15 protein-coding genes are annotated in these 25,382 nt (G+C 41.2%); 11 read left to right on the forward strand and 4 right to left on the reverse strand.

Annotated elements, in window-relative coordinates; genetic code table 11:
- Positions 1-8 precede the first annotated feature (8 nt).
- Genes OQX64_RS00060 through OQX64_RS00090 form a run of 7 tightly spaced genes read left to right on the forward strand, consistent with a single transcriptional unit; the run spans position 9 to position 8,673 of the window.
- The gene (locus OQX64_RS00060; protein ID WP_265816937.1) at positions 9-923 is read left to right on the forward strand and encodes a cyanophycinase; all 915 of its coding nucleotides are present in this window, start codon (positions 9-11) and stop codon (positions 921-923) included.
- A 7-nt stretch (positions 924-930) separates the two neighbouring features.
- Entirely contained in the window at positions 931-2,265 is a 1,335-nt protein-coding gene (locus OQX64_RS00065; protein WP_265816938.1) for a DoxX family protein, read from the forward strand.
- A 28-nt stretch (positions 2,266-2,293) separates the two neighbouring features.
- Positions 2,294-3,976, forward strand: coding sequence for a hypothetical protein (locus OQX64_RS00070; RefSeq protein WP_265816939.1), 1,683 nt, complete (start codon positions 2,294-2,296; stop codon positions 3,974-3,976).
- Positions 3,977-3,979: 3 nt separating this feature from the next.
- The gene (locus OQX64_RS00075; RefSeq protein ID WP_265816940.1) at positions 3,980-4,579 is read left to right on the forward strand and encodes a c-type cytochrome; all 600 of its coding nucleotides are present in this window, start codon (positions 3,980-3,982) and stop codon (positions 4,577-4,579) included.
- Entirely contained in the window at positions 4,579-5,823 is a 1,245-nt protein-coding gene (gene soxC / locus OQX64_RS00080; protein ID WP_265816941.1) for a sulfite dehydrogenase, read from the forward strand. The genes OQX64_RS00075 and soxC overlap by 1 nt, the downstream gene beginning before the upstream one ends.
- 11 nt (positions 5,824-5,834) lie before the next feature.
- Complete coding sequence (locus OQX64_RS00085) at positions 5,835-7,277, forward strand: phytoene desaturase family protein (protein ID WP_265816943.1); 1,443 nt, start codon at positions 5,835-5,837, stop codon at positions 7,275-7,277.
- A gap of 16 nt (positions 7,278-7,293) precedes the next feature.
- Positions 7,294-8,673 (forward strand): YeiH family protein, encoded by a 1,380-nt coding sequence (locus OQX64_RS00090; protein ID WP_265816944.1) that lies wholly within the window; start codon positions 7,294-7,296, stop codon positions 8,671-8,673.
- 223 nt (positions 8,674-8,896) lie between these two features.
- On the opposite strand, the gene OQX64_RS00095 is transcribed toward OQX64_RS00090, so the two are convergent.
- Both OQX64_RS00095 and OQX64_RS00100 read right to left on the reverse strand, forming a co-directional pair.
- Positions 8,897-10,534 (reverse strand): SusD/RagB family nutrient-binding outer membrane lipoprotein, encoded by a 1,638-nt coding sequence (locus tag OQX64_RS00095; protein WP_265816945.1) that lies wholly within the window; start codon positions 10,532-10,534, stop codon positions 8,897-8,899.
- A 17-nt stretch (positions 10,535-10,551) separates the two neighbouring features.
- Entirely contained in the window at positions 10,552-13,671 is a 3,120-nt protein-coding gene (locus OQX64_RS00100; RefSeq protein ID WP_265816946.1) for a SusC/RagA family TonB-linked outer membrane protein, read from the reverse strand.
- Positions 13,672-13,956: 285 nt separating this feature from the next.
- Between OQX64_RS00100 and OQX64_RS00105 the strand changes: the two genes are divergently transcribed.
- From OQX64_RS00105 to OQX64_RS00120, 4 genes are read left to right on the forward strand one after another with little or no spacing between them, the layout of a single operon-like run.
- Positions 13,957-14,598 (forward strand): RNA polymerase sigma-70 factor, encoded by a 642-nt coding sequence (locus OQX64_RS00105; protein ID WP_265816947.1) that lies wholly within the window; start codon positions 13,957-13,959, stop codon positions 14,596-14,598.
- Between the two features lie 46 nt (positions 14,599-14,644).
- Complete coding sequence (locus OQX64_RS00110; protein ID WP_265816949.1) at positions 14,645-15,637, forward strand: FecR domain-containing protein; 993 nt, start codon at positions 14,645-14,647, stop codon at positions 15,635-15,637.
- Positions 15,638-15,668: 31 nt separating this feature from the next.
- Positions 15,669-18,770 carry a SusC/RagA family TonB-linked outer membrane protein gene (locus OQX64_RS00115; protein WP_265816950.1) on the forward strand — a complete coding sequence of 1,034 codons (3,102 nt, stop codon included), beginning with the start codon at positions 15,669-15,671 and terminating at the stop codon, positions 18,768-18,770.
- Between the two features lie 3 nt (positions 18,771-18,773).
- On the forward strand, positions 18,774-20,375 hold the full coding sequence (locus OQX64_RS00120) for a SusD/RagB family nutrient-binding outer membrane lipoprotein (protein ID WP_265816951.1): 1,602 nt from the start codon (positions 18,774-18,776) through the stop codon (positions 20,373-20,375).
- A 91-nt stretch (positions 20,376-20,466) separates the two neighbouring features.
- Here OQX64_RS00120 and OQX64_RS00125 read toward each other — a convergent pair whose 3' ends face one another.
- Together OQX64_RS00125 and OQX64_RS00130 are read right to left on the reverse strand one after the other, a co-directional pair.
- Entirely contained in the window at positions 20,467-22,167 is a 1,701-nt protein-coding gene (locus OQX64_RS00125; RefSeq protein WP_265816952.1) for a TonB-dependent receptor, read from the reverse strand.
- 1 nt (position 22,168) lies between these two features.
- On the reverse strand, positions 22,169-25,192 hold the full coding sequence (locus tag OQX64_RS00130; protein WP_265816954.1) for a tetratricopeptide repeat protein: 3,024 nt from the start codon (positions 25,190-25,192) through the stop codon (positions 22,169-22,171).
- Positions 25,193-25,382: the final 190 nt, after the last annotated feature.

The raw sequence follows: 25,382 nt of genomic DNA on the forward strand, positions 1-25,382 counted from the left end.
CTATGTTTATGAAAAAATTAACATTAACCGTTTGTTCTCTCGTTGCCACTGGTTTTTCGATCCTGGCACAGCCGTCGCCGATAACCATCAGAAGATCAGTTACGAGGCATGGGCCTGAAAAAGGAAGCCTGGTCATTATCGGAGGAAATGTGGGCTCACAGCGCGACATCTGGGAGAAATTTACAGAACTGGCTGGCGGCAAGGATAAAGCGGTATTGGTAGTGGTTACTACAGCTACCGGCGATTCTGCGGCATTTGACCAGAAAGGGGTTGAAGAGGTAAAGCGACAAACCGGGATTAGAAATGTAACGCTTCTGCATACCAGCGATATTAAAGAGGCCAATAGTGAAAAGTTTATAGCGCCACTAAAAAAAGCCACTGCCGTTTATTTTGAAGGTGGCAGGCAATGGCGAATCGCCGATTCTTACCTCAATACCCTTACGCACCAGGCCTTTATAGATGTGCTGAGCCGTGGCGGTGTAATTGCGGGCAGTTCAGCGGGTGCAACCATTCTGGGCTCCTTTTTATGGCGGGGTGATACCAGGGGTGCACATATTTTAGTGGGCGATCATACGCAAGGTTTGGGTTTTCTTAAAAATTCTGCGATCGATCAGCATTTGCTGGTGAGAAACCGACAGTTTGACCTGGTAGATTTTATTCGTCAATCTCCTGAACTGATTGGTATAGGTTTAGATGAAGCCACTGCCGTATGGGTACAGCAAGATACCCTGCAGGTATTGGGCAAATCTTTCGTTGCCATTTATGATGATGCGCATATTATACATGATAGCAACCAGCATGTAGCAAACGGCCGGGAAAATTTCTCAGCTTCAAGTGGTCCTTTTTTCTTTCTAAAAAACGGACAAAAATATGATCTGGCTGCAAGAAAGGTGATTGTTGAATCTGTGAAAGCAAAAAAGTAGGATCAAAATGACGACTCAAACAAATAGCATCTCAGCAGGAAGGTGGACGGAAAGAGAAAAACTGATCTTCCGTTTCTTTTTTCTTTTCTTCATGCTTCAGGCACTGCCGTTAAGCATTGATTTTTTCAAGATCGTATTTGGTTTCAACTGGCTGTATATCTCTTATGGAAATATCTTCGACCTCACCCGTTTATCGGCGAAGTTTATTCCGGGTTCGGATAGTTTGCTTAACTGGCTCATTGTTGCCGTAATCTCCTTAACAGGTACTGCTTTCTGGTCGCGATCGAAATATAAAGACGCTAATTATAACGAACTTTATTACTGGCTCAGGGTAGTAGTGAGGTATCGCCTGGCCATCGGCATTATCGGTTATGGCTTCATAAAGTTCTTCCCGATGCAGGCACCTTTTCCATCCATCAGTAACCTGAATACCAGTTATGGTGATTTTACCAACTGGAAACTTTTTTCAATGAGTTTAGGCATTGTGCCCGGTTATGAAACTTTTTTAGGAAGCGTTGAAATACTGGCTGGTCTGCTGCTTTTCTTCCGCAAAACCGCTACCGTTGGTGCGATTATTATTCTGGTTTTTACCGGGAACGTGTTCATCTCAAATCTGGCCTACAATGGCGGGGAATATGTTTATGCATTATATCTCATCAGCTTTGCGGTATTTGTGTTGTGGTTTGATGCCATCAGGATTTACAACCTCATTGCACTGGAGCGCCCCACCCAACCGAATGTTTTTAAACCATATTTCAACAGCAACATTAAACCTATCCGCCAGGCAGTAAAAGGCTTTATCATTTTCTTCTTTATTTTTTTCTATGGATTTAAAACCTATTCCGGCTCACACCGCGACCCTTATCAGTTCCCTAAAACGGAGGGTTTAGCTCGGGCTGCAGGTATTTATAATGTAACTGAGTTTAAAATCAATAACAGAGTTTTGCCTTACAACCCTGCCGATCCGGTGCGGTGGAAAGATGTGGTATTTGAAAAATGGGCCACAATCAGTATACGTTCCAACCGGCCGGTATTGATCGATTCTTTGAATGACGAGCGGATTTTTACACGCGATAAGGAACGAAATTATGAGCTGGCCGGTAGTGGAGGCAGACATTATTATGCCTATCAGCTTGATACGATAAATCATTTGCTTCTGCTGGAGAATAAAAACTTTCATTACAAGGGTGAGCAGTTAACATTTAAATACAGCCGGCCAGATACGGCAACGATTATTTTAAAAGGGGTTAACGAAAAAAGGGATTCGCTGTATGTAGTATTGAACCGGATAAATAAAAAATATCCGTTAAAAATGAGCCGCCGGAAAGCACTTAAACTTTAAATGGAGTATACTGTAAAATCAAAAAATCATGTCTGACCTTAGTAAAAACGAAATTCAAGATACCGGGGGTATTTCACCTACAACGCTGAAACCCTGGTCGGCACTGAAGAAATTCGGATTCCGTGTGTTGTTCATCTTCCTGCTGGCCATGTGTATTCCATTTTCGCCCAACTGGTATAAAAATGTTTTGACGCTGGATTGGTTTCGTCCGCATTACCGCGACCTTTATGATATCGCACGTTTTCAGCCGGGTTTCCTTTCTCTTTTTGGCGGTCAGCGGAACCGGGATATTACAGACTCTCCGGATGGGAATGCAGCTTCCGGAAAAGATAAAAAGAACACAGCCAAAATAGGAAACTCAGGAAAAAAAGCCAATGCAAACACGGTTGCACTGCCCGCAAAGAAAAGTTTCCTGGCCGATTATGCCGATTGGGGTGTTGCATTGTTCATCGGGTTGCTGGGTGGTGCCATCTGGTCTGTATTGGACCGGAAGCGAAAATCTTATCACGAGCTTTATTACTGGATTCGGGTGGTGGTACGCTACCGGGCCGGTATTGGAATTATTGGCTTCGGCTTCACCAAATTGTTTCCCACGCAAATGCCTTATCCATCTTTGGGTTTGCTGAACAGTAATTTTGGTGATTTTACCGCGCAGAAAATTTACTGGCTATCAGTTGGTATTGTGCCCTGGTACCAGGTATTTGGCGGCGTAGTCGAAATTCTGGCGGGCGCGCTGTTGTTCTTCAGGAAAACGACCACTTTCGGAGCCATTTTGCTCATTGCCGCATTGGGCGACATCACTTTTGTAAATTATGCTTATGATGGGGGTGTGCATGTATATGCTTTTTATTTTGTGGTTCTGGGATTGTTTCTGCTGGCAGATGATATTCCGAAGCTATACAACTTACTCATACTGGAACGTTATACCGTACCTTTTCGGGTATATCCAAACCTGAAAAAACCAGCATGGAAATACACGCGGATTGGCTTAAAGGTGTTAACCTTCCTGATCTTTTTCGGGGTGATGACTTACACCGAGATCATCAATTTTAAATATGATCCCTATAAGCAACCCGCTACGGCAGGCGTCAAAAACCTCCGCGGAAACTATCGGGTAACGGAATTTAAAATAAACGGACAGGTGATTCCCTTTAACCCACTGGATTCTACCCGCTGGCAGGAGGCTACCTTCGAAAACTGGACTACACTTACTTTCAGGGTAAACCGGCCAGTGCTGATTGATCCTTCAAACGGAGGCGGTAGTCCGATGCGCGATATTCAGCGGACCTTCGAAATTAGTGGTGTGGCCGGCGGGCAACGTGCCTTTCATTACTATGCCGATACTATCGATAAGGTGCTTTACCTGCAGGATAAAAATGTGATGGCGCTTCGTGGTCAGGCTAAAAACGAAGCGGCAGCTGAAATTAAAAAACCGGATGATTGGATTAGCAAAGCCGCCTGGGCACATATCGGGAATGAGAAAGAAATGATCGATCCGCGTGCATGGTCTACCCGGAGAGACCGGGAGTTTGCAGCGCAACCCAAGGAAATTAAAAGAAACAGAATGGTGCTTCATTATGAGACCAAAGATGGGTCTAAAGTGGTATTAAGCGGTTTAAATGAATACAATGATTCGGTTTCTATTGTTTTAAATCGCTACGACAGACCATATGTGTTACCCAAAAGTACCTTAAATGCAGGAAAGTATTAGGAGATGAAAAAGAGGTTACTATTCATATTTGGCTTTTTGTTTGGACTGATCCTGCTTTCTGTAAATGATACCTTTGTCGTTGCTCAAAAGCGGCAACCGTTTACAGATAGTGTAAAGAAGCCTGTAAAATTTGGTTTCGGCAGGCCGGCAACAGGTGCAGAGATTACCGCCTGGGATATTGATGTTCGCCCAGATGGAAAGGGATTGCCTGCCGGACAAGGTGATGTTAAAAAAGGGAAAGTAATTTATGATACGAAATGTGCGGTTTGCCATGGTTTAAACGGCCGCCAAACCGGAGCGGTAAAATTAGCAGGTGGTGCTTTGGTGGGTGATACTTTGGCAACTGCCAAACCAAAAACCATCGGCAATTACTGGCCCTATGCCACCACTTTATTTGATTACATCAGGCGGGCCATGCCGTACAATCTTCCGGGTTCCTTAACCAATAACGAGGTTTACAGCTTAAGTGCTTACCTGCTAAATGCCAATAAAATTGTAGGTGCTGATGTGGTGCTGGATGCTAACAATCTTCCAAAAGTGGTGATGCCGGCTAAAAAACTTTTTATCATGGATGATCGCCGGGGAGGGGCGGAAATTAAATAATGGGAAAGAAACTAAAATTTGCTCCTGAAAAAAAATCGGGACACATGAGCAGGCGAACCCTGTTAGGTGGCATTCTGGCTGCTGCGGTATTGCCGGTTGATGAGTTGTTCGCCCTGGAAAAGGATCCCGTTAGTATGCCTGAAGTAATTAATGACGACCCAACCAAAACACCCGGCCCGGGGCCAAGTCCATTAGGTAAGCGATCGGGTTTCGAAAACCCTGTTCGGAAACCATCAGATATTTCTTCCCGTACACCCCTGCAGGATTTTCACAGTACCCTTACACCTTCCGATCTTCATTTTGAGCGGCACCATGCCGGTATTCCAACAATTGATCCGCTTAAGCATGAATTATTGATTAATGGCCTGGTGGAGCAACCAATGAAGTTCACGCTGGCAGAATTAAAGCGGTTTCCATCGGTTACGCGCACCTGTTTTATTGAGTGTGCCGGAAATTTCAGAACCGGGAAAGCAGAGATGACCCCTCAGGATATTTTGGGCTTAACCAGCCAGAGTGAATGGACGGGCGTACTATTAGCAACAATCTTTAACGAAGTGGGAATCAAAGCCGGAGCCAAATGGTTTCTGGCAGAAGGGGCAGATGCGGCGGTGATGACGCGAACCATTCCGCTAGCCAAAGCCTGGGATGATGCGATGATTGTTTACGCTCAAAACGGAGAAGCCATCAGGCCGGAGCAAGGTTATCCGATTCGGTTGTTACTTCCCGGATTTGAAGGAAATATGAATATAAAATGGCTCAGAAGGATTGAATTATCCGAAGAACCTTATATGACTAGGGAAGAAACTTCAAAATATACGTATCCGGTGCAGGATAAAATCAGAATGTTTAGCTTTGAGATGGATGCGCGCTCGATCATTACTTATCCTTCTTATCCGCAGCAGATTACAAAAGGATATGTAGAAATTCGTGGCCTGGCCTGGAGCGGAAGGGGGAAAGTGACCCAGGTAGAAGTGAGCACCGATGCCGGAAAAACCTGGGAAATGGCAAAATTACAGGAACCGGTTTTGAGCAAAGCCCATACTTATTTCAGATATTTATGGAACTGGGATGGTTCTCCGACAGCGATTTTAAGCCGGGTAACCGATGAAACAGGCTATTTACAGCCTACATTAAAACAATTGATTGAGGCAAGGGGGCCGAATATAAGTGGTTACCATATGAACCCGGTTACAGCCTGGCAGATTAGGGAAGATGGCTTTGTATTTTTTAAGCCGGAAAATTAGACGAAATAAAAATGAGTTTGGAAAAACGTGATTATGATGCAATAGTGGTGGGTTCTGGTCCGAATGGACTTGCTGCGGCTATTTTAATACAGCAGCAGGGTTTATCTGTATTGATGATGGAAGGGAAGGATAAAATTGGTGGCGGCCTCGCTTCTGAAGAATTGACACTGCCTGGCTTTGTACATGATGTTTGCTCAGCGATTCATCCAATGGCTGTGGCCTCGCCCTTCCTCAAAACCCTTCCTTTAGCTGCGCATGGCCTGGAGTTTATTTCCCCAACACTTGCCGCCGCCCATCCTTTTGATGATGGCACGGCAGCAATTCTGGATCACTCGATTTCACATACCGCCAGTTTTTTGGGTGATGATGCCCGCACTTACGAAAAACTGATGATGTCTGTAACTTCAGATTGGCCGCTCATTGATAAAGATACACTCGGGCCACTGCGTTTTCCTTCACACCCGCTGGCCTTGGCCAGTTTTGGTTTAAAAGCCCTCACCAGTGCTACCTATTTTGTCAATCATTTTAAAGGGCAGGCGGCGCGTGGATTATTTGGTGGGATGGCTGCCCACGCTATCCAGCCTTTAAACAATTTAAGTACAACGGCTATCGGTTTGGTGCTGATGGCAGCGGGCCATTTGAAAGGCTGGCCAATTCCGAAAGGAGGTTCTGTATCCATTGCAAATGCTTTGGGCAGTTACTTTCGCAGCATTGGAGGCAAGATTGAAACCGGAAATTTTGTTACCGATCTCTCCAAACTGCCTTCTGCTCATGCCATTCTTTTCGATGTAACGCCAAAACAATTGCTGAAAATTTCCGGGCATAAATTCTCAAATATTTACAAATGGCAGCTGGAACGTTACCGCTATGGAATGGGAGTGTTTAAAATCGACTGGGCATTAGCCGAACCTATTCCCTTTACGGCCGAAGCCTGTAAAAAAGCCGGTACAATTCATCTCGGCAATACTTTTGAAGAAATAGCAGAAGGAGAGTTAATGACCAGTAAAGGCAGGCAGGCTGAAAAACCTTTTGTATTGCTCTCCCAGCAAAGTCTTTTTGATTCATCCCGTGCGCCAGCCGGAAAACATACGGGCTGGGCGTATTGCCATGTTCCTAATGGTTCCAAGCAGGATATGACCGCCATTATTGAAAACCAGGTAGAACGTTTTGCGCCGGGTTTTAAGGATGTGATCCTCGCCAGGCATACCTTTAATACCGAACAGATGGAAGCCCATAATCCAAACTATATCGGTGGCGATATTAATGGTGGGATTTTGGACATCAGACAGTTGTTTACCCGGCCGGTGCTGAAATGGTCGCCCTATAAAACCTCGGCCAAAGGCCTTTATATCTGTTCTTCCTCTACGCCACCGGGCGGAGGCGTACATGGCATGTGCGGATACAATGCTGCGAAGGCCACATTAAAAGATATTTTTAAAATCGAAATCAAATAAAATTTATAACAAAAAAATGATGTCAGTAGAGAATACAGCAACAGAAAACAGCGCTGCATTAACCGATGCGGGAATTACGCCAGATAAGAAGACCTTTCTACAATCTTTAACGGAAGACTGGTGGGCCGTAATTTTGGGTTCAATCATCATTGCAACGGTTTTATTTTTAACCAATAGCGGCACAACCATCGCCTTACCTGCTTATAAATGGAGTGGAAGTGAAGCGTTGTTTAATACAATTTTATCTCCGGCGAATCTGCTGCTCATGCTGGAAACCGGGGTGATCTTTCTGGCATTGGCGAGTATCGCCATTGCCTTATCCGGCGGAAACGTTGCCCGGTTTGCCGCCGGCTTCAGTTTCATTTATCTCCTCGCCAATATTGCTTTCATTATCGGTGGAAACAAGACCGTATCTTATTACGGATTGGAATATGTGGTTTTTGCATTGCTCATTGGAATTTTGCTAGGCAATCTGATTAAACTCCCAACCTGGTTAAAGGAAGCCGTTCGCTCAGAGTTTTATATCAAAACCGGTCTGGTCATTTTAGGTACGACCATTTTATCTGCTGATTTAATTAAAGCAGGTTTACCCGGTATTATCCAGGCAGTGATTGTAGTGAGTGCCGTTTGGTTTTTCTCTTTATGGTTAAGCCGAAAATTAAAGGTAGACGATGAATTTGGCATCATCCTGGCATCTGCGGTATCTATTTGTGGGGTATCTGCAGCCATTGTAGCGGCTGGTGCAATTAATGGCGACAAGAAAAAACTGTCGTATGTGACCACACTGGTCTTAATTATGGCGATCCCGATGATGGTGATTTTACCCTGGGCGGTTCGGTACTTTCAAATCCCGGAAGTGATTGGGGGTGCCTGGCTTGGCGGAACTTTAGATACCACCGCAACGGTAACCGCAGCTGGCGATTTAGTCGGCCCGATTGCTGTAAAAGCTGGTGTGATTGCTAAGTTTTCGCAAAATGTGTTCATCGGTGTAGCGGCCTTTTTTATTGCCATCTGGTGGGCTTACAGAAAGCCTGCTAACTTAACTGGTGAAATTTCGGCTGTCAAAACCAAAAGCCCGGGACTTAAAATTGTTTGGGAACGCTTTCCAAAATTTGTGTTGGGATTTGTCGGCGCATCCTTAGTATTTTCATTTCTGCTTTCACCAGCAACGGCTAAAGGTGTAGGGCCAACACTGAACGGTTTACGTACCATCTGGTTTGCGATTGCCTTTATTTCCATCGGCATGGAAGCTAAATTTTCTTCATTGGTTAAATTGCAGGGAGGCAAGCCGGCGTTGACGTTTGTGGTCGCACAAATTTTCAATATTTTCTGGACTTTACTTTGGTCGTATATTTTGTTTGGAGGGTATTTATTTCCGATCCCGGATTTTAACTAGCTTATTCCTTCTTTTCTTATGCTCAAGGAGGGATGCCCGCAAGGTATGGTGGTTAAATAAGGATTCATCCTTTTAAATCTATTGGCTTGTTTTTTTGTCGTTTGTATTTGGTTGTCTGCTCTGGATTTTTGCTCTCTTATCCTTACGCCTTCCTCACGCTCAACTCCACAAAAAAAGGTAGGATAACCTCAGTCATCCTACCTTTAAACTATTATCAATTGAATTAAAAATTCCCCTTATCAACGTCCCACCATAATCTGGTACCGCCGTTATCAGGTCCGCCCAATAAGCCAACTGCTTTAACCACTTCTGCACTGTTACCATTTCCGAACTCGGTAGATGGATAAGGCAATCTTCTGATTTGCGTTTGGGTATTAATTGTTCCGTTGCTGAAATTATTCGCTACGGTAAACAATTTCGGGTAACCTGTACGTCTGAATTCAGACCAGGCTTCCTGTCCGTCAGGGAAGATCGCCAACCATTTTTGCGTAATAATTCTTTCCAGCTTTTGCTCATTAGTAGCTGCTGCATCCCACTTCACCGTAATGGTACTTACGGCTGCGGAATTGTTTGCCGGGTTTTTCGGATCAACATAGGCCATTGGTTTGCTTGTTGCATCCGCTAAATAATTTCCAGCACTTACATTCCACTGTTGAAGTGAAGTAGAAATTCCGGTTTCATAATTCGTTTGTGCATCTCCAGCACCTGCCCATCCACGAAGAGCAGCTTCTGCTTTCAAAAACCAAACTTCAGCCGCTGTCATTAAAATTTGAGGTGCTTTTTGTCCGGCAGGCGATTTTAAATTATCACTTGAATTTAAGCTGGAATAATTTCTGTATCCAGGTTTGCCCAAGCCATTAAACGAAGTATTGGCTCCCGCTCTGATGCCCACATACTGACCAGCAAACTGGGGATCTGTTGCAGGTGTAGCGTAAATGGGTAAGCGTGGATCATTATAACCCACTAAATACGATTGTAAAGCAGCACCCAAAGCATTATCGCCATCATAAGATACGGTAACTACCCATAAATCGTTATCTCTGGTTCCAGATTGGGCAACCGCAGCATTGTCTGTAACCGTAGATAATAAGCCACCCGGCGCACTTAATGCTTTTTCTCCCTGAATTTTTGCCGTAGCGGCATCAGCTTTCACAATTCGCGTGGCCAAACGTAAACGCAGTGAATTCGCCAGTTTCAGCCATTTTACCGGATCGCCGGAATAAATCAAATCTCCTTTATCATAAAAAGCAGTTTTGTTTGGATTGGCAGAAATAAAAGCCTGTAGGTTATTCGCTGCGGTATCAATTTGCTTAAAAAAGGCATTGTAAACCGTTTTCTGATCTTCATATGGCGTAGATATTAAAGATGATCCTGCCGTCGTATAAGGAATCGGACCGAATTTATCCGTCACCCTACTCATCGCCATCACCTGAACCAAAAGGGCGATACCCCAGGCCTCAGGCGATTTCGTTTTCACCTCGCTCTGGCCAATTTTAGAAATCGGTGCCATCACGAAATTATACTGATCATTAAAGCCGGTACTGTTCCATCCGTTATTAAGCGAATAGTTCATGTTGTTAATACCGCCGTTAAATGGCGTTGGTGCCATCATGTAACCGCTAAATGCATCAGCACTTAAGTTCTGTGCGATTTGATAGTTGTGAAAAATTTCCTGCTCTATCGGACCAATTGCAGATTTTAAAAGGGCAGTAGTTTGCTCTGGTGAAAGTGCAGTTGGGTTGGTATTAAACTCCTCGAAGTTTTTGGTACATCCAAAATTCAGGGCCATTAAAGATGCCAGCAAAACAGCAGACCATCCTTTAATCCCTTTATCAGCAGATTTTTGATATATCGTTTTCATGTTGTTTTTCAATAGAATTAAAATGTTAAATTTAGATTGAAACCTAAAGTACGGGTGGCAGGCTGATTGAATACATCAATACCCGATAAACCATTTCCTGTCGACATCGTGAGCTCCGGATCAAATGGTGCTTTTTTGTAGAAGTACACTAAGTTTCTGCCGGTAACTGAAAATTTCATGCTTTTGAAAGTTTTACTGGTTAACGGGAATGTATAACCTAAAGCGGCTTCTCTTAAACGTACCACAGTTGCGCTGTAAATGTATTCGCCAGATACGCCTGATCTTCCACCAACGATAGAATAATAACTTTGTGGATTGATGCTTGCAGAAACTGCATTTCCTCTCGTATCCACACCATCAATTTTAACACCGCCTTGATTTCTGGCATTGCCAGTCGCTTCAGACGCGCCGGCTTCGTCCATTAATGCTTCTGTTAACGATAACACCTTTCCGCCAAATTTACCATCAACCAGGAAACTCAAACTGAAATCTTTATAACTGAAACTGTTGTTCCAACCCAATTGGAATTTCGGATTGGCATTGCCAATGTAATTGAAGTCTGCGCTTTTTAATGGTGTGTATGGCGAAGCGCTTGTTCCGTCTCCACCTAAAATGATTCTGTTTTGTGCATCTCTCTGTAAGGTATAGCCATAAATATCACCATAAGAACCACCAACTTTTAACCTGGATATATAAGAATTATTACCGCCGCCCGTTAAGTCTATACTAAAAATTCTGTCTTCAGATGCGATATCAATAATTTTATTGCGGTTCGCAGAACCATTAATCGAAGTGTTCCAGTTGAATCCGTCACCTTTCACCACATCAGCGCCTAAAATGAATTGGATACCTTTGTTTTCTACATTTCCAGCATTTAAGTAACCGGTAGATACCAATGAAGATGGTGGCGCAATTACCGGAATATATTGGTTTCTGGTGTTGGTTTTGTAATAAGTGAAGCTAAAGTTGATTCGGTTAGCCAGGAAGCGTAAATCTGTTCCAATTTCGAAAGATTTCGTACGTTCTGGCTTCAATTCTCTAAACGCCCTGTTTGTATTGAACAATAATGCGCCGTCTGCTTTTAAAGTGTTTTGAATAAAAGTAAGATAAGGCGGCACGGTATTACCAACTTCAGCATAAGTACCTCTCACTTTTGCATAGCTGATGGCCTCAGGCAATTTAAACATTTGCGAAACAATGAAAGACAAACCAAAAGAAGGATAGAAATAAGAATTATTTGGCGTGTACGATAAGTTCGATGACCAATCATTTCTTCCTGTAACGGTAAAAAATGCCCAGTCTTTATAAGATAAGTTGGCGTTACCAAAAACAGCCTGCAACTGATTGTGATTTGGAATAATCGCTGTAGTATTGGTCAACGTATTCCCGGTAAAGGTACCAGGTTGCGCCACGATGGTGTTGGATGGCGTAAAGAAATCAACTGCCGATAAATTTCCTGCAAGAGACAAACCAGAAGTTTTCTGATCGTTAATACTTCCACCAATTAACCCATTCAGTTTAAAATCTGATCCGGTTAATGGCACCGTAATGTTTGCAATCGCATCTACATACTTTTGTACAAAAGTCTGGTTGCTTTGTGAAAAATAACCTGTTCCGGTAGAATTAAAGTTTCCGTTGATTCCAGAGAACCTGTGGTTTTCATAATCATCAGTCGTTCTGTCCATATTTCCCCTTACCTGAACATTTAACCAGCTGGCTACATCATATTTTACGCTTCCGCTTAATAAGAAACGGTTACGGATAGCCGTATTCGGATTTAAATTGGTTAACCACCAAGGGTTTTGATTAATATCTGCCGAACCACCTAACCAGTTCTGGCGGGCAGTACCTGTATTATTAGAAAGCAAATACTGCTCTTTATAAGGATTAATATCTACACCACGAGGAAAAAGATATAAACCCACCAACGGATTTAAATATAAACCTAAAGTAGGACTGTTATTAATTCGCTGATTGATGTAGTTTACACTCGCATCAACCGTTAACTTGTTGTTTAAAAATTTAGCGGTTTCGCGTAAGTTGATGTTGTTTCTGTTTAACTTATTTCCTGGCTGAATACCACTTGCATAAGTGTTCGAATAAGAAAAATAAGTTTGTGCAATTTCAGATCCGCCAGAAAGATTAATTGCATTCGAAGTATTAATTCCGGTCCGGAAAAAATCACTTAAATTATCTGTAGTGTTATTAATTGCACTTCCCCAGCTATCTCTCGTAGTAGCAGATGCTGGTCCGTAGCTGTTTTGGAACTTCGGTTTGTAAGCGATGTTATCAATATTTACACCTGAAGAGAAACCAATTTCAGTTTTACCTGATTTACCTTGTTTGGTGGTGATTAAAATTACACCATTCTGCGCCTGGCTACCATATAATGCTGCCGCAGATGCACCTTCTAAAACTGTGATGCTTGCAATATCATCAGGATTTAAGTTGGAAATTCCGTCTCCGCCATCCTGACCACCTCCAAATACACTGTTTTGCTGGCCATTTGCATTACCGTTATTGCTAATCGGAACCCCATCAATCACGTACAAAGGCTGGTTATTTCCGCTCACTGAACGGCTACCACGTAAAATTACCTTTGCAGAACCACCTACTCCGGAAGCACTCGGACTTATGGTTAAGCCTGCTACTTTTCCGTTAAGCGAGTTCATTAAGTTAGGGCTTTTAACCTTTGATAATTCATCTCCTGATACTTGCTGTGTATTGTATGTTAACGATTTTTCTGACCTTTTAACACCCAATGCCGTTACCACAACGGTTTCCAGGTTTTTAGAATCAGCACCCATCGAAACATCAACAGTACTTTCTGTACCCACCGTTACCTCTTTGTTTTGATAACCAATAAAGGAGAAGACCAAAACATCACCGGCTTTAGCAGAAATGCTATACTGGCCAGAGGCATTCGTTTGTGTTCCGGTTTTTGTACCTTTTATCACAACAGTTACGCCGGGTAGGGTAATGCCCTTTTCATCTTTTACCGTTCCTTTAATCACATCCTGGTAAACCGAATGGAAGGAAACCGCGTGATTAAAATGATTAATTGGTGCAGCTGCGTACAAACCTGTTGATGCATAAAGCAATAAACAAGTGAGCTGTAAAGATTTTTTCATATTCATGAAGAATAATTTTGAATAATAATTATTTGGTTAATTGTTAGTCGCCATACAGAATCCATCTGGATGGTCTATCAGTTAAGAGCATTTATGAGGATAAATTGCCTACAGAAAAACTGATGATTTTAATATTTATTTCTTCGGGCCTGATAATCATTTACTTAAAATGCGGCTATTGGCATTAAATAAGGTTTAGCAGCCATTTGAGGAATCAGATTTTTCTATTAAACTGGCTGCCGACTAGATTTTTTTTGATTACTTTACGTTTGATTAACTAAACTAATCAATTTGAAAGCAGCAAAGCCAGATCTGGTCGTTTTATGGAGTAAGATTTGCCTGGAAAGTGATATGAACGCTTTTGAGCAGCTGTACCGGTTTTTGTATAGCCGGCTGATTAAGTTTTCCATTTATTATGTTGGTGATAAACAAGCAGCTGAAGATCTGGTTACAGAGGTTTTTGTGAAGTGCTGGGAAAATCGTAGCGCAAGTACACACGTTTTAAACCCTGAAAGCTATTTTTTTATCGCAGTTAAAAACCAATCGCTAAAACACCTTAAAAAAAAATCATCAGTTACGTTTATGGATTTAGCAGATGTTGATGAAGATATTTCGGCAACAGCACAAACGCCGCAATATATTCTTGAAACAAAAGAACTTCATCAACAACTTCATCTCGCCATTGAAACTTTGGCACCCCAGGCCAGGGAGGTGTTCAGGTTGATTAAAGAAGGCGGACTGAAATATAAAGAGGTGGCCGAATTGCTTAATATTTCACCCCGAACCGTGCAAACGCAATTATTCAGAGCACTTGCCAAACTTCGGTTAATTTTGAAACCCTTAGCTGAAATGGAGTCTGGCGAAACCCCAAGCGGAACAATAATTTCGTTGTTGATGCTCTTGGGCTCCTTATCTTTTTTATCTTACTTGTAGGCAATTTTCAAAAAAACAGGAACCTTTAAATAGAACCACAACTAAAATGACAGATCAGAGATTTACAGAATTGCTAGGAAAACAATTGGCCGGAGATATTTCTGCGGATGAATCTATGGAACTGAAATCACTTTTAGAAAATCATGCAGCATTAAATAAAGAATATCAACTGTTGCAAAATTACCTGGAATCTGAAACGGAAGAAGAAGCAAATATCGAGGTGGTTTTCGATCGCATTAAAAGCCAGATTCAGGCTCCTGCTGAAACCCGATTAAAAGTTTTAAAAAGTAAAAGGTTCCTTTGGTTAAGAATTGCTGCCATGGTTGCCATCGTATCAGGAGCCGTTTTATTATACTATAGAGAGGCACTTTTTTCAGACGATTCCAGCCATTTAGTCTTAGTGAAAGCGCAGACTAAAGCCGCTGATATTAAAACGATTACACTTGGAGATGGATCTGTTGTCAAAATTAATGCTGCAAGCCTGTTCAGGTATCCGAAAAAGTTTAGTGGCGATGATAGAAATGTTTATCTATCCGGAGAAGCATTTTTCGATGTAAAAAAAGACCCGCAACATCCTTTCATTGTGCATACTGAAAAAATGGACGTGCAAGTGTTGGGGACTGCTTTTAATGTTAAAAACTATCCTGATGATGATTTCGCCGAAACTACTTTAATCCGCGGTAAAGTTGAGATTGCACTTAAAAATGGCGATAAACAACCCTTTACTTTACGGCCAAATGATAAATTCACCTTGGTAGATGGCAAAGGCCTAGTAAGTCAAACTGAAAGTGGCGGTGTAGAAGAAACTGCATGGACGAGCCATGAACTCGTTTTTAAAAATAAAAATTTCGATCAGGTTTCCAGGCTTTTTGAAAGGCATTATGATATCAAGATATATTTTAAAGATCCCGATTTGAAAAAGATGAAGTTTACCGCTCACTTTACGAAAGAAAATATTAATGAAGCGTTAGATGCATTAAAATTCATTGAAAACTTTAATTATTCAATAAAGGGTAAAAATGTCTATATCTTCCGCTAGTACAAAGCATTAGCCACGTATATTTGTGGCCATGGGTTTGCTGCAAAAAGTCGTATTATTTATCGGAATGCTTTTTCCGTTTTATGCAGCTGCGCAAACAAAGGTTACGCTCAACTTTAACAATGCAGATTTTGAGGAGGTGATCACCTCCATATCGCAACAAACCATTTATCACTTCGCTTACAGTGAAGCGCAAATTCCGAAACATCAGGTTTCCGTTAAAGTAGAAAAAGAGGAAACACTCAAAGTAGTGGATCAACTGCTGCGCAATAGCGGTTATGCCTATTCGCTGTTGCCAAATAATTTAATTGTAATCAGAAAAACGGCTGAAGGGAAATTACCAGCAGATAGCGGTCGTGTATTGAAAGAGGTTGTAATTACCGCTCTGGGGATTGAAAAAGATAATGAAAAAGTAGGCTATGCTTTAACAACTATCAAAGGATCATCCATTTCAAAAGCAAGAGAAAGCAATTTAATCATGGCTTTGCAGGGCAGGGTTGCCGGCTTGAATATCACTGGTGTAAATGGCGGACCAGGATCTGCGGCGCGGGTATTGATTCGTGGTGTTTCGAGCATGACTGCCGCCTCACCTTTATTTGTGATCAACGGTGTACCCATCGATAATAGTATCAGGGGAAGTGCCAACGAATATGGTGGTGCCGATTATGGCGACGGTATCAGCAACATCAATCCTGATGATATTGAAACCATCACGATTCTGAAGGGTTCGGCCGCTTCGGCCTTATATGGTGCAAGGGCCGCAAATGGTGTAATCCTGATTAACCTTAAAAGTGGTGGGGAAACTGCCGATCCGAAATTGGAATATAACGCAAATCTGGCTTTTGATATTCCGGTGAACTCCACCGATTATCAATATTTTTATGGTCAGGGTGCGCAGAATAAACGTCCTTCAGATTTGTATAATGCCATTAACACGGGTTTGCTTAGTTGGGGAGAAATCATGGACGGACAATTAACCATGCAGGTTGATGGTTCCATGCGGCCATATAATCCGGCGAAAAATAACATCCAGACTTTTTATCGAACAGCACCTGCAGTTACCAATACCCTTTCACTTACGGGCAGAAATACCAGCAATAATTACCGGGTTTCAGTTTCTAACTTAGACTATAATTCCATTTTAACCAATGGTGCACTCAACCGAAAATCAATCAATTTTTACGGAAGTCTGGCACTAACCAAGAAGCTTTCATTAAGCCTGACCGGAAATTATATTGATGAACGGAATAAAAATAAAAGTTATTTAAGCGACGGACCTTTAAATGCTAACTATGGGATTTCAGCTTTAGCTACCAGCCTGGATCAGTCGATTCTCGCCCCTGGTTTTGATTCAGAAACCGGTTTCGAGCGGCGATGGAATGCCGATGAATATAAAACGAACCCTTATTTTTTAATGAATAAGCAAGCCGATTACGCCAACCGAAACCGCTACATTACTTCTGCTGTGATGAGGTATCAACTGGCAAGTTGGATGTCGCTTCAGGGACGGGTTGGCTATGATTTAAGTAAAGATAAAGTGGTGAGTATTTTACCTACCGGAACGGCATTTTCGATTAACAGGCAAGGTGGTATCAATGCTTACGATCAAAACAAAACTGCTGAATTTAACAGTGATGTTTTACTCAGCGCAAATAAAAAACTGAGCGATCAATTGAGCCTTGAACTCTCGCTGGGTGCAAATTACCGAGAAAGAAAGGGCAATGGCGAACAGTTGAAAGGCTCGCAATTTATCACACCTTATTTATACGTTCCGGAAAATCTAATCAGCAGTACCAGGATGTTCAATGTTTCCAGGATTGTCACGGAATCGGCCTATTACACAGCAGATTTGAGTTACTTACGTTTTCTCAATTTCTCCGTAACCGGCCGTTATGATATCTATTCTACCTTGCCAGTCAATAACCGTGGAATTTTCGTTCCCGGTGTATCAGGCAGTTTCATCTTTTCAGATCTGCTGAAATGGAAAGGCCTGGATTTCGGTAAACTAAGATTAGATTTTGCCAAAACCAGTGGCGAACCCATCATGCCTTATACCACGCAGATTTATTACAACATTGATCATCATGTAAATGGAACGCCAATAGGCGGCTTTTCCGGCGACCTGCCTAATTACAACCTGAAGCCTTTTACCCTGAATGAAATAGAAGCTGGTCTGGATCTCAAATTTTTTAATAGCCGTTTTAATATTGATTTTACCTATTTTAACCGCCTTACCCATAACGAAATCATCAATGCCAAGCAATCTGTAACTACAGGTTTTACCTCTGCTTATGTTAATCTTGGTGCTACCCGGAACAGGGGAATTGAACTGGCGCTCGGTTATACACCCCTCTTAACAACTAATAGTAAATGGCAGATTAACCTGAACATGACGAAGGTGAAAAATACGTTACTTTCTATAGACGGGAATAGCAATTATACGCTCACCGGAACATACAGGCCATTGAATGCCAATACGGCACTGGTTGTTGGTAAACCGATTACGCAGATTATGGCTTACGATTACCTCCGCGATGCCAGTGGAAATGTTATCATCGGATCCGATGGGATTCCGAAGCGGGGTAATTTTATCCCGATGGGTGGTACCATGCCCGCTTTATACGGAGGAATCACCAATAGCATCACTTACAAACAGTTTAATCTGTCATTTTTAATCGACTATCGTTTCGGCAATAAAATTTTATCTGCAACAGCATATTACAGTTATGTACAAGGACTTAATAAAGCAACACTCGTGGGTCGGGAAACCGGTATTGTTGCAGATGGGGTAACCGAAAGTGGCCAAAGGAATACGGTAAATGTTCCGGCCTACGCTTACTATCCCGAACTGGCTACGAATGTTTCGGCATTATCAGTACTCAACGGCAGTTTCATAAAACTCCGTCAGGCCACGTTGGGTTATGCTTTTACGAATCAATTTCTTAAAAATACTCCTTTTAGCAGTGTCAACATAGATTTGGTTGCACGAAATATATTTACCTTGCTTAAATACAGTGATAATGTTGATCCTGAATCACAGTTTTCGCCAACACTTGGTTATGCAGGAATAGAGGGGGCTTCACTACCCGCCACCCGGACTTTTGGAATCAATTTTAACTTTAAATTCAGATAAACCATGAATTGGAAAAGGATAAGTGCAATAGGAATTTCATTTCTCGTTTTAATGAATGGTTGTTCAAAGTCGAAACTGGATGAGATTAATACTGACCCAACCAAACTTACCGAAGAGAATTTCGATCCTAACAATTTACTCTCGCAGGCGCAGTTGAAATATGCCAATCTCGGTTATTACCAGCTATTGTATCAAAGTACGATGATGCAACTGTTTGCTTCTACTTACAATTATTATAACAATGGCGATAAATATATAAACGTCGGCAGTTTTACCGATTATCAGGGTAGGATTTTTGACGAAGGTTATAAAGATGCCTCCTATATCCGGGAGATGCAGCGACTGGCTAAATTGAAAAACCCGGGCGCCAATCAAAATTTAATAGCAATTGGCGATATCATGTTTGTATTGATTTTACAACGAATTACTGATACCTACGGAGATGTACCCTACACGCAAGCGGCAAAAGCGATCGAAGGAATCAAATTTCCGGTTTATGATCGGCAGGAAGCTATTTATAACCAGATGCTGAATGATCTCGAAACTGCAACAACTCAGCTTGATTCGAACAAACCCGGACCAACTGCCGATCTTTTTTACAAAGGCGATATCAATAAATGGAGAAAGTTTGGTTATTCTTTAATGCTTCGTATTGCCATGAGATTAACCAAAGTAAATCCGGAAAAGGCGAAAGTCTGGGCTGAAAAGGCAGCGGGTAAAACCTTTGCTAACATTAGTGATAATGCAATTTTAATTACTGATGCTTCTTCTTTTGAGAGCCAGAATGGAAGTTCACTTGCACTCAGAACTTATTCAGATTATCTCGAAGTGCGATGGAGCAAAACATTGATTGATCAGCTCCGCAAGACGAATGACCCCAGGCTCGGCGTAATAGGAGAAGTGCCTAATGATGGACTGGCAAAAAGCGCAGATCAAAACCTCACCGGAAATACAGACGCAAGTGTTCAGCTGGGGCTTCCGAATGGATATGATTTACAAGGCGGGGCTACGGATATCAGTCAGGCTCCAGATTATCCCGGCGGTACAGGGAGTGGAAGTGATTTTGCTCCGCTTGGAAAATATTCTAGGCCACGCACCAACGTATACCTCAAACTCGGCGGACCAATTTTTATATTAAGCTATGCAGAAACTGAGTTTCTATTGGCAGAAGCTAAAGTAAGGGGATGGAATATTGAAGGAACTGCACCAATTCACTATGCCAATGGACTAGCGGGTGCTATCCAGTCTCTTGCTCAATTAGATCCCTTAGCTACAGTAAATGCAACCAGCATTAACCATTTCGTTAGCCAAAATCTCCTTGATGAAAGCAGTACAGAAGCGTCACTAAATAATATAAATACACAATACTGGATTGCTACGGGCACTAACTTTAATTTTATTGAAGCCTGGTTAAACTGGAAGCGGAGTGATTATCCTAAGCTGGTTCCGGTGAACTATAGAGGAAACGTAACGAATGCCACTATTCCGAGGCGAATGATCTACCTCTCAACAGAGATTCTGAATAATCCACAAAATTACAGAGATGCCGTAAGTAGGATGCCAGGTGGAGATGTACTGACTTCGAGGGTTTGGTGGGATCGTTAAAAATCATTCTCGTCTTTTGTCAGGATACAGCTAAAATCAAAAAGCGGCAGTACCATGATACTGCCGCTTTTTGATAAATTTTAACGCTTATTTAAAACGAATAAGTCAATCCGCCAAAAATGTTTAAACCGTTTACCTGGTAATACAAAAATCTGTTATACTTACTATTTAAAAGGTTATTGGCCTTTGCAAAAACAGAGAATTTATTATTGATTCTATAATCTGCACCAATACCTAAATCAACGAAACCTTTAACTGTTTCGATACGTTCGATCCCGGTATTCGGTACCAAATATTGCAAAGGATTTACCGGCGTTTGTACGTTTACTTTTGCTTTCACATCATCCTGAATTACTACAGCAGCGTTGAAACTTAATTTTTTATTGTAAGTATAAAGGAAATTCGAACTAACCTTTAGTCCTGGCTTAAACCATGAGTAAGTTTCCTGAGCAGGTTTCCAATCGTCAACATTTAACTTTCCAGTCCATTTTAAAGCATCACTTACCTGTACCGAAAGCTCCCCTTCAATACCCGTTAACTTGGTTTTGCCGAAATCGTAGATCACGTCAAATTTGTTCAGGTTATCAAAGTTGTTAATGAATAACGGCATGTCATCAAATTGTTTAACATATACTCTTGCTTTATAACCAAAGCCGGGGCCACCAGTTCCTTTAATCCCTGCACTGAAACTCAATTTTTCAACCGTGTTTTTAATCAGGATATTACTATTTAACCATGGGTTTTCTTCTGTAAAACCTCTTAAAGAGTTTCTGTTCACATCACCTTTTACTTCCCCAAAAACTTGTAAATAATCCGGAATTAAAGTGAAATCAGCTGTAACAGCAGGGAAGATCCTTGTGCTACTGAAAGCACCAAACTCCTGAACGAAGTTTACCCCAGCGGTTACTTTTGCCCCCTTAACCTGCAAGCGGATGTATGGATTTAAACGAAGTAAGTTGTTACCAACACTGGTCAAAGCATCTTTAGTATTTCCAAATTCTGTAGACGCAGCCAAACCTAAGTTAAAAGAACTGATTCTTTTGTTTAGATAACCGTTTAAGGTTAAATAGTTTTCTTTTGCTTCAAATTTATCCGACCAGATATAACCATTGGCTTTCAGCGCATAACTTAAAGCATCCGGATCTTCAGTAAAGTTTTTTACCAACTCACCCTCCAGTTCCACAAATGTCAATGCCTGTTTCTGAGGGTCTGTATTAAAGGTTGGTCTGTCGGTATCAATTCCGTAAAAATTTGTTCCATGACGCTGAACATTAATGCGACCACTTACGGTGTGCTGATCTAAAATGCTGCGACCGAAAACACTCAATTGCTGGTCGCTGCTGTTTTGTTTGTTTAGTTTCCCTTCCTGACTAAAGTGTTTGAAATAACCACCAAACTGCAAACCTTCATCTTTTCCATTGTTAAAATAAGCTTCGCCAAAAATAGTACCCAGGTTACCTATGCCACCTTTAACATAATTATTAATTAAGATACTTTCTTTTTCATCCGCTACAGCTTGTGCCTGTAATTTTTGGATATCGCTGTTAATTTCCAGCTTTCTGTCAGTAATGCTGTAATTCAGTTTTGCCTTATAGATTTTTACGTCATCCAGGTTCGGACTCCTTCTTAGTTTTACTGCTTCTGCCAAGATAGGCTTGTACGGACGAACCACTTCAATCTCTTCATTAACCACTGCTTTTTCCTCTGTCTTTTTTTCCTGCGCCTGCGCAGTCATTAATCCGGCAGCTATAAAAAACAGTGAACTATATATATATTTAATTGACTTCATCATCTTACTTCTTCTGGTTTAGTTTTTCTAGTTTCTCTTTGGCTGTTGGGATGATATCATCCTTGCCTTCGTAATTATCAATGATACTTAAAAGCGTACTTTTTGCCTGCAAGTTATCTTTCAATGCAACATAATTATCTGATAACAGGATAAATGCTTTCGCTACCCAATAATCATAAGATGCCATATTGTTAACCAGGTCGAAACAGGTTTTCGAAGATGTTTTGTAATCGCCTTTGTTATATTCTACCAGCGCAAGATTGTATTTTGCCTCTGCTGCAGCAATGGTTTTGGTTTTAGCCACTACATTTTTAAATTCTTTTACCGCAGCGGTAGTATCACCTTTCAGTAAATAAGCTTTACCAGAGAATAAACCAGAACTGTTTTTTTCTTCTTCGGAAGCTTTTTCCGATTCTTTCGTCAGCTGTGCATATTTAATCATGTCATCTGGCATGTTCAGGGCGGTGTAAGCCTTTAACAGGTTGTTGATGGCGAAACCATAGTGAGATTTGTAATCAGTGGTGGTTTCTAAACGTTTTAAATAAACAATGGCTTCGTTATATTTTTTCTGATTCAGGAACAACTGGGAAATGCTCACGAGCGAACGTTCGGTATAATCGCTCGTCCAGTCGTTCAAAATAAATTCATAATCTGCAATGGCCTCATCCGGACGATTCAATTTTACTAAAGATTCTGCCCTGATGAATTTGGCTTCCTTAGTATGAATGGCTTTTGGGAATTTATCAAAGTAGGCGTTTACGGCTTGAAAAGCACCATTGGCATCGCCCTTTAAGTAAAGGTTGTTTGCTGCGGCAAAAATGATGTTGTCTTGCTCCGTGTTAGAATAATTTCCAAGTGGAGTGGTGTTTGCATAGTTGATAAATCCATTCGCATCGCCACGGTCTACATAAATATTTTTGATGGATTCCATTGCCTGTTTGGATTCATCTACGGCAGGATATTCTGTCACTACCTTTTTAAAGGATTCTAAAGCCGCATCATCCTGATCCTGGTTATATTGAACCAAACCAATCGTTACCAAAGCTTTTGGTACGTAGCTGCTTCGCGGGTATTTGGCTACTAAAGCCACTAAATCAGATTTAGATTTATCAAAATCACCTTTGTTAAAATAGGTATAAGCCGTTTCAAAACCCGCATCATCAGCATAGTTCGAATTTGGAAACTGTGATAACAAGCTTTGCATGGTTGCAATTTTTGCATCGTATTGCGTTTCCAATCCCTGGATCATTCCTTTCTGGAAGGTTGCATAATCTTCTGAAGAAGTATGTCTGCTGATGATTTTATTGTAATTGCTCATCGCCTGACCATAGCTCTTATTCACAAAGTATGAATCGGCTAAACGGATGGTGGCATCGTCAATTGTTTTCTGGTCCTTATCATTTCCGGCTAAAAACTTCTCGAAATAATTAGCGGCTTTGCTGTACTTTTCATCTTCAAAAGCAGCATAGGCTAAGGCATAATTTGCGAAATTGTAAACACCTGTTTTGTCTGCACCAGGCAGTTTAAGGAATTTCTCAAAAGTAGATACTGCTTCACCGAATTTACGTAACTCATACATCGATTCAGCTTTCCAATAGGTGTTTAATGCATAGATTTCGTTATCTTCAGGATATTTATCTGAACGTAAAAACATAGATAATGCATTAGGAAATGCCCGCTCGTTATAAAATTCCAAACCCCGGAAATAAGTCACCTTCTGATAGGCTTCTCTGGCTTCTAAAGTTTTATCTGGAATAGGCTCCAAGATATCTACTGCGGCCTGATAGTTTTTAGTGGTTAATAAAACTTCGCCTAATAAGGTTTTGGCTTCATTTATTTTACGTGATTTAGGAAAAGCCTTTAAAAAACCTTGTGTGGCCTCCAAAGCCTGTTGATGGAAATCCAGTTCGTAACTCAGCTTGGCATAGCTTAACCAGGCTTCTTCCTGAATGCCTTTATCAAAATCTAAACGTGAAGCCCTGAAAAAAGCGCTTTGTGCTTTTTGTTTATTACCGAGCTGGATAAATGCTTTACCCAAAGTATGCATTCCGTTTTGAAGGTAAACATCGTCCGAATTTAATTTCTCGAGTACCGCTACAGATTCTTTATATTTTTTATTTTGTAATAGGGAATAACCATACTGATAAATAAAAAGATTGTTTTTGGTGTCGTTTTTATCTTTCGCATAAAATTCAGCAAAATATTTTTCAGCATTTTTAAAGTCTGATTTTGCGAAATAAGAAGCGGCAACCAGGCTCAGCATTTCCGGTTCGAACTGTTGCTTCGTTTTTTGAATCGATTCCAGCGCATAGCTGATCACATCATCATAGCGTTCATCCAAATAATACATCGAAGTGATGTAATAAGGATAACTCGCTTCATAAGTTGGAGAGCCCTTTAACTTTTCGAAGTTGGCCAATGCCGTTTTGTATTCCTTGTTCAGGTAATTGATGTAGGCGAAATAATAGGTGGCACTTTCCTGGAAATCGCCTTCCTCTTTTTTCACCTGCTCAAACAAAGGTTCTGCCTTATCATATTGTTTTAATTCGAAATAAGAATAACCCTGCTTAAACTGGTATTCGTTTCTCTGCTTGGCAGAAAGCGTAGAGGGATCAGTTTTTTCAAACCATTCTAAAGCTTTTTGATAGTTTTTTTGTCCGAAATAAGTTTTACCCACGTAAAAGTAGGCCAGTTTGGTATTTGGATTGAGTGGATAATCGCGTATAAATGCCTGAAACAAGCTTTCTGCATCGCTATTCGTTAATTCAAGTGCACAAACTGCAGCATAAAATTTTGCATTCTCTTTTAACAGGGATAATTCGGCATTACTCTCTGTCTGGGTAGAGGGTTTATAAAGATGCTGTTCTACCAGCTTAAACTGTTGTGCCGCAGCAGTGTATTTTTCTTTATCTAATAATTCTAAGCCGGTTTGATAGTTTTTATTGAGGTTTTGGACGGCACTAACCTGTGCATACGAGCTAAAACTTCCTGCCAAAAGTAGCGGAATTAATAAGTATTTTTTTTTCATTATGCTATATCTTTTTCATGAGATGATGCCGTTATAATCCATAATTGCAGGAGATTAAGGCTTAAAGGTTCCATCGGTTTCAAATAGGGTTGGTACTAAATTAAAAATAGTATTGCTGTTTATCAACATAAGTAATTAACATCTGTTAATAACACACTTTAACGAAAGGTTTTTTAGTTTGGTATCAGGG

This window comes from Pedobacter sp. GR22-10, from assembly GCF_026239715.1.
GTDB lineage: Bacteria > Bacteroidota > Bacteroidia > Sphingobacteriales > Sphingobacteriaceae > Pedobacter.

Bases quoted from the DNA above. Each gene is read 5' to 3' on its own strand.
- OQX64_RS00065 (WP_265816938.1), top strand. From the start codon at position 931: ATGACGACTCAAACAAATAGCATCTCAGCAGGAAGGTGGACGGAAAGA.
- OQX64_RS00075 (WP_265816940.1), top strand. From the start codon at position 3,980: ATGAAAAAGAGGTTACTATTCATATTTGGCTTTTTGTTTGGACTGATC.
- OQX64_RS00115 (WP_265816950.1), top strand. From the start codon at position 15,669: ATGGGTTTGCTGCAAAAAGTCGTATTATTTATCGGAATGCTTTTTCCG.
- OQX64_RS00090 (WP_265816944.1), top strand. From the start codon at position 7,294: ATGATGTCAGTAGAGAATACAGCAACAGAAAACAGCGCTGCATTAACC.
- OQX64_RS00130 (WP_265816954.1), bottom strand. From the start codon at position 25,192: ATGAAAAAAAAATACTTATTAATTCCGCTACTTTTGGCAGGAAGTTTT.
- OQX64_RS00100 (WP_265816946.1), bottom strand. From the start codon at position 13,671: ATGAATATGAAAAAATCTTTACAGCTCACTTGTTTATTGCTTTATGCA.
- OQX64_RS00070 (WP_265816939.1), top strand. From the start codon at position 2,294: ATGTCTGACCTTAGTAAAAACGAAATTCAAGATACCGGGGGTATTTCA.
- OQX64_RS00060 (WP_265816937.1), top strand. From the start codon at position 9: ATGAAAAAATTAACATTAACCGTTTGTTCTCTCGTTGCCACTGGTTTT.
- OQX64_RS00110 (WP_265816949.1), top strand. From the start codon at position 14,645: ATGACAGATCAGAGATTTACAGAATTGCTAGGAAAACAATTGGCCGGA.
- OQX64_RS00085 (WP_265816943.1), top strand. From the start codon at position 5,835: ATGAGTTTGGAAAAACGTGATTATGATGCAATAGTGGTGGGTTCTGGT.
- soxC (WP_265816941.1), top strand. From the start codon at position 4,579: ATGGGAAAGAAACTAAAATTTGCTCCTGAAAAAAAATCGGGACACATG.
- OQX64_RS00125 (WP_265816952.1), bottom strand. From the start codon at position 22,167: ATGATGAAGTCAATTAAATATATATATAGTTCACTGTTTTTTATAGCT.
- OQX64_RS00120 (WP_265816951.1), top strand. From the start codon at position 18,774: ATGAATTGGAAAAGGATAAGTGCAATAGGAATTTCATTTCTCGTTTTA.
- OQX64_RS00095 (WP_265816945.1), bottom strand. From the start codon at position 10,534: ATGAAAACGATATATCAAAAATCTGCTGATAAAGGGATTAAAGGATGG.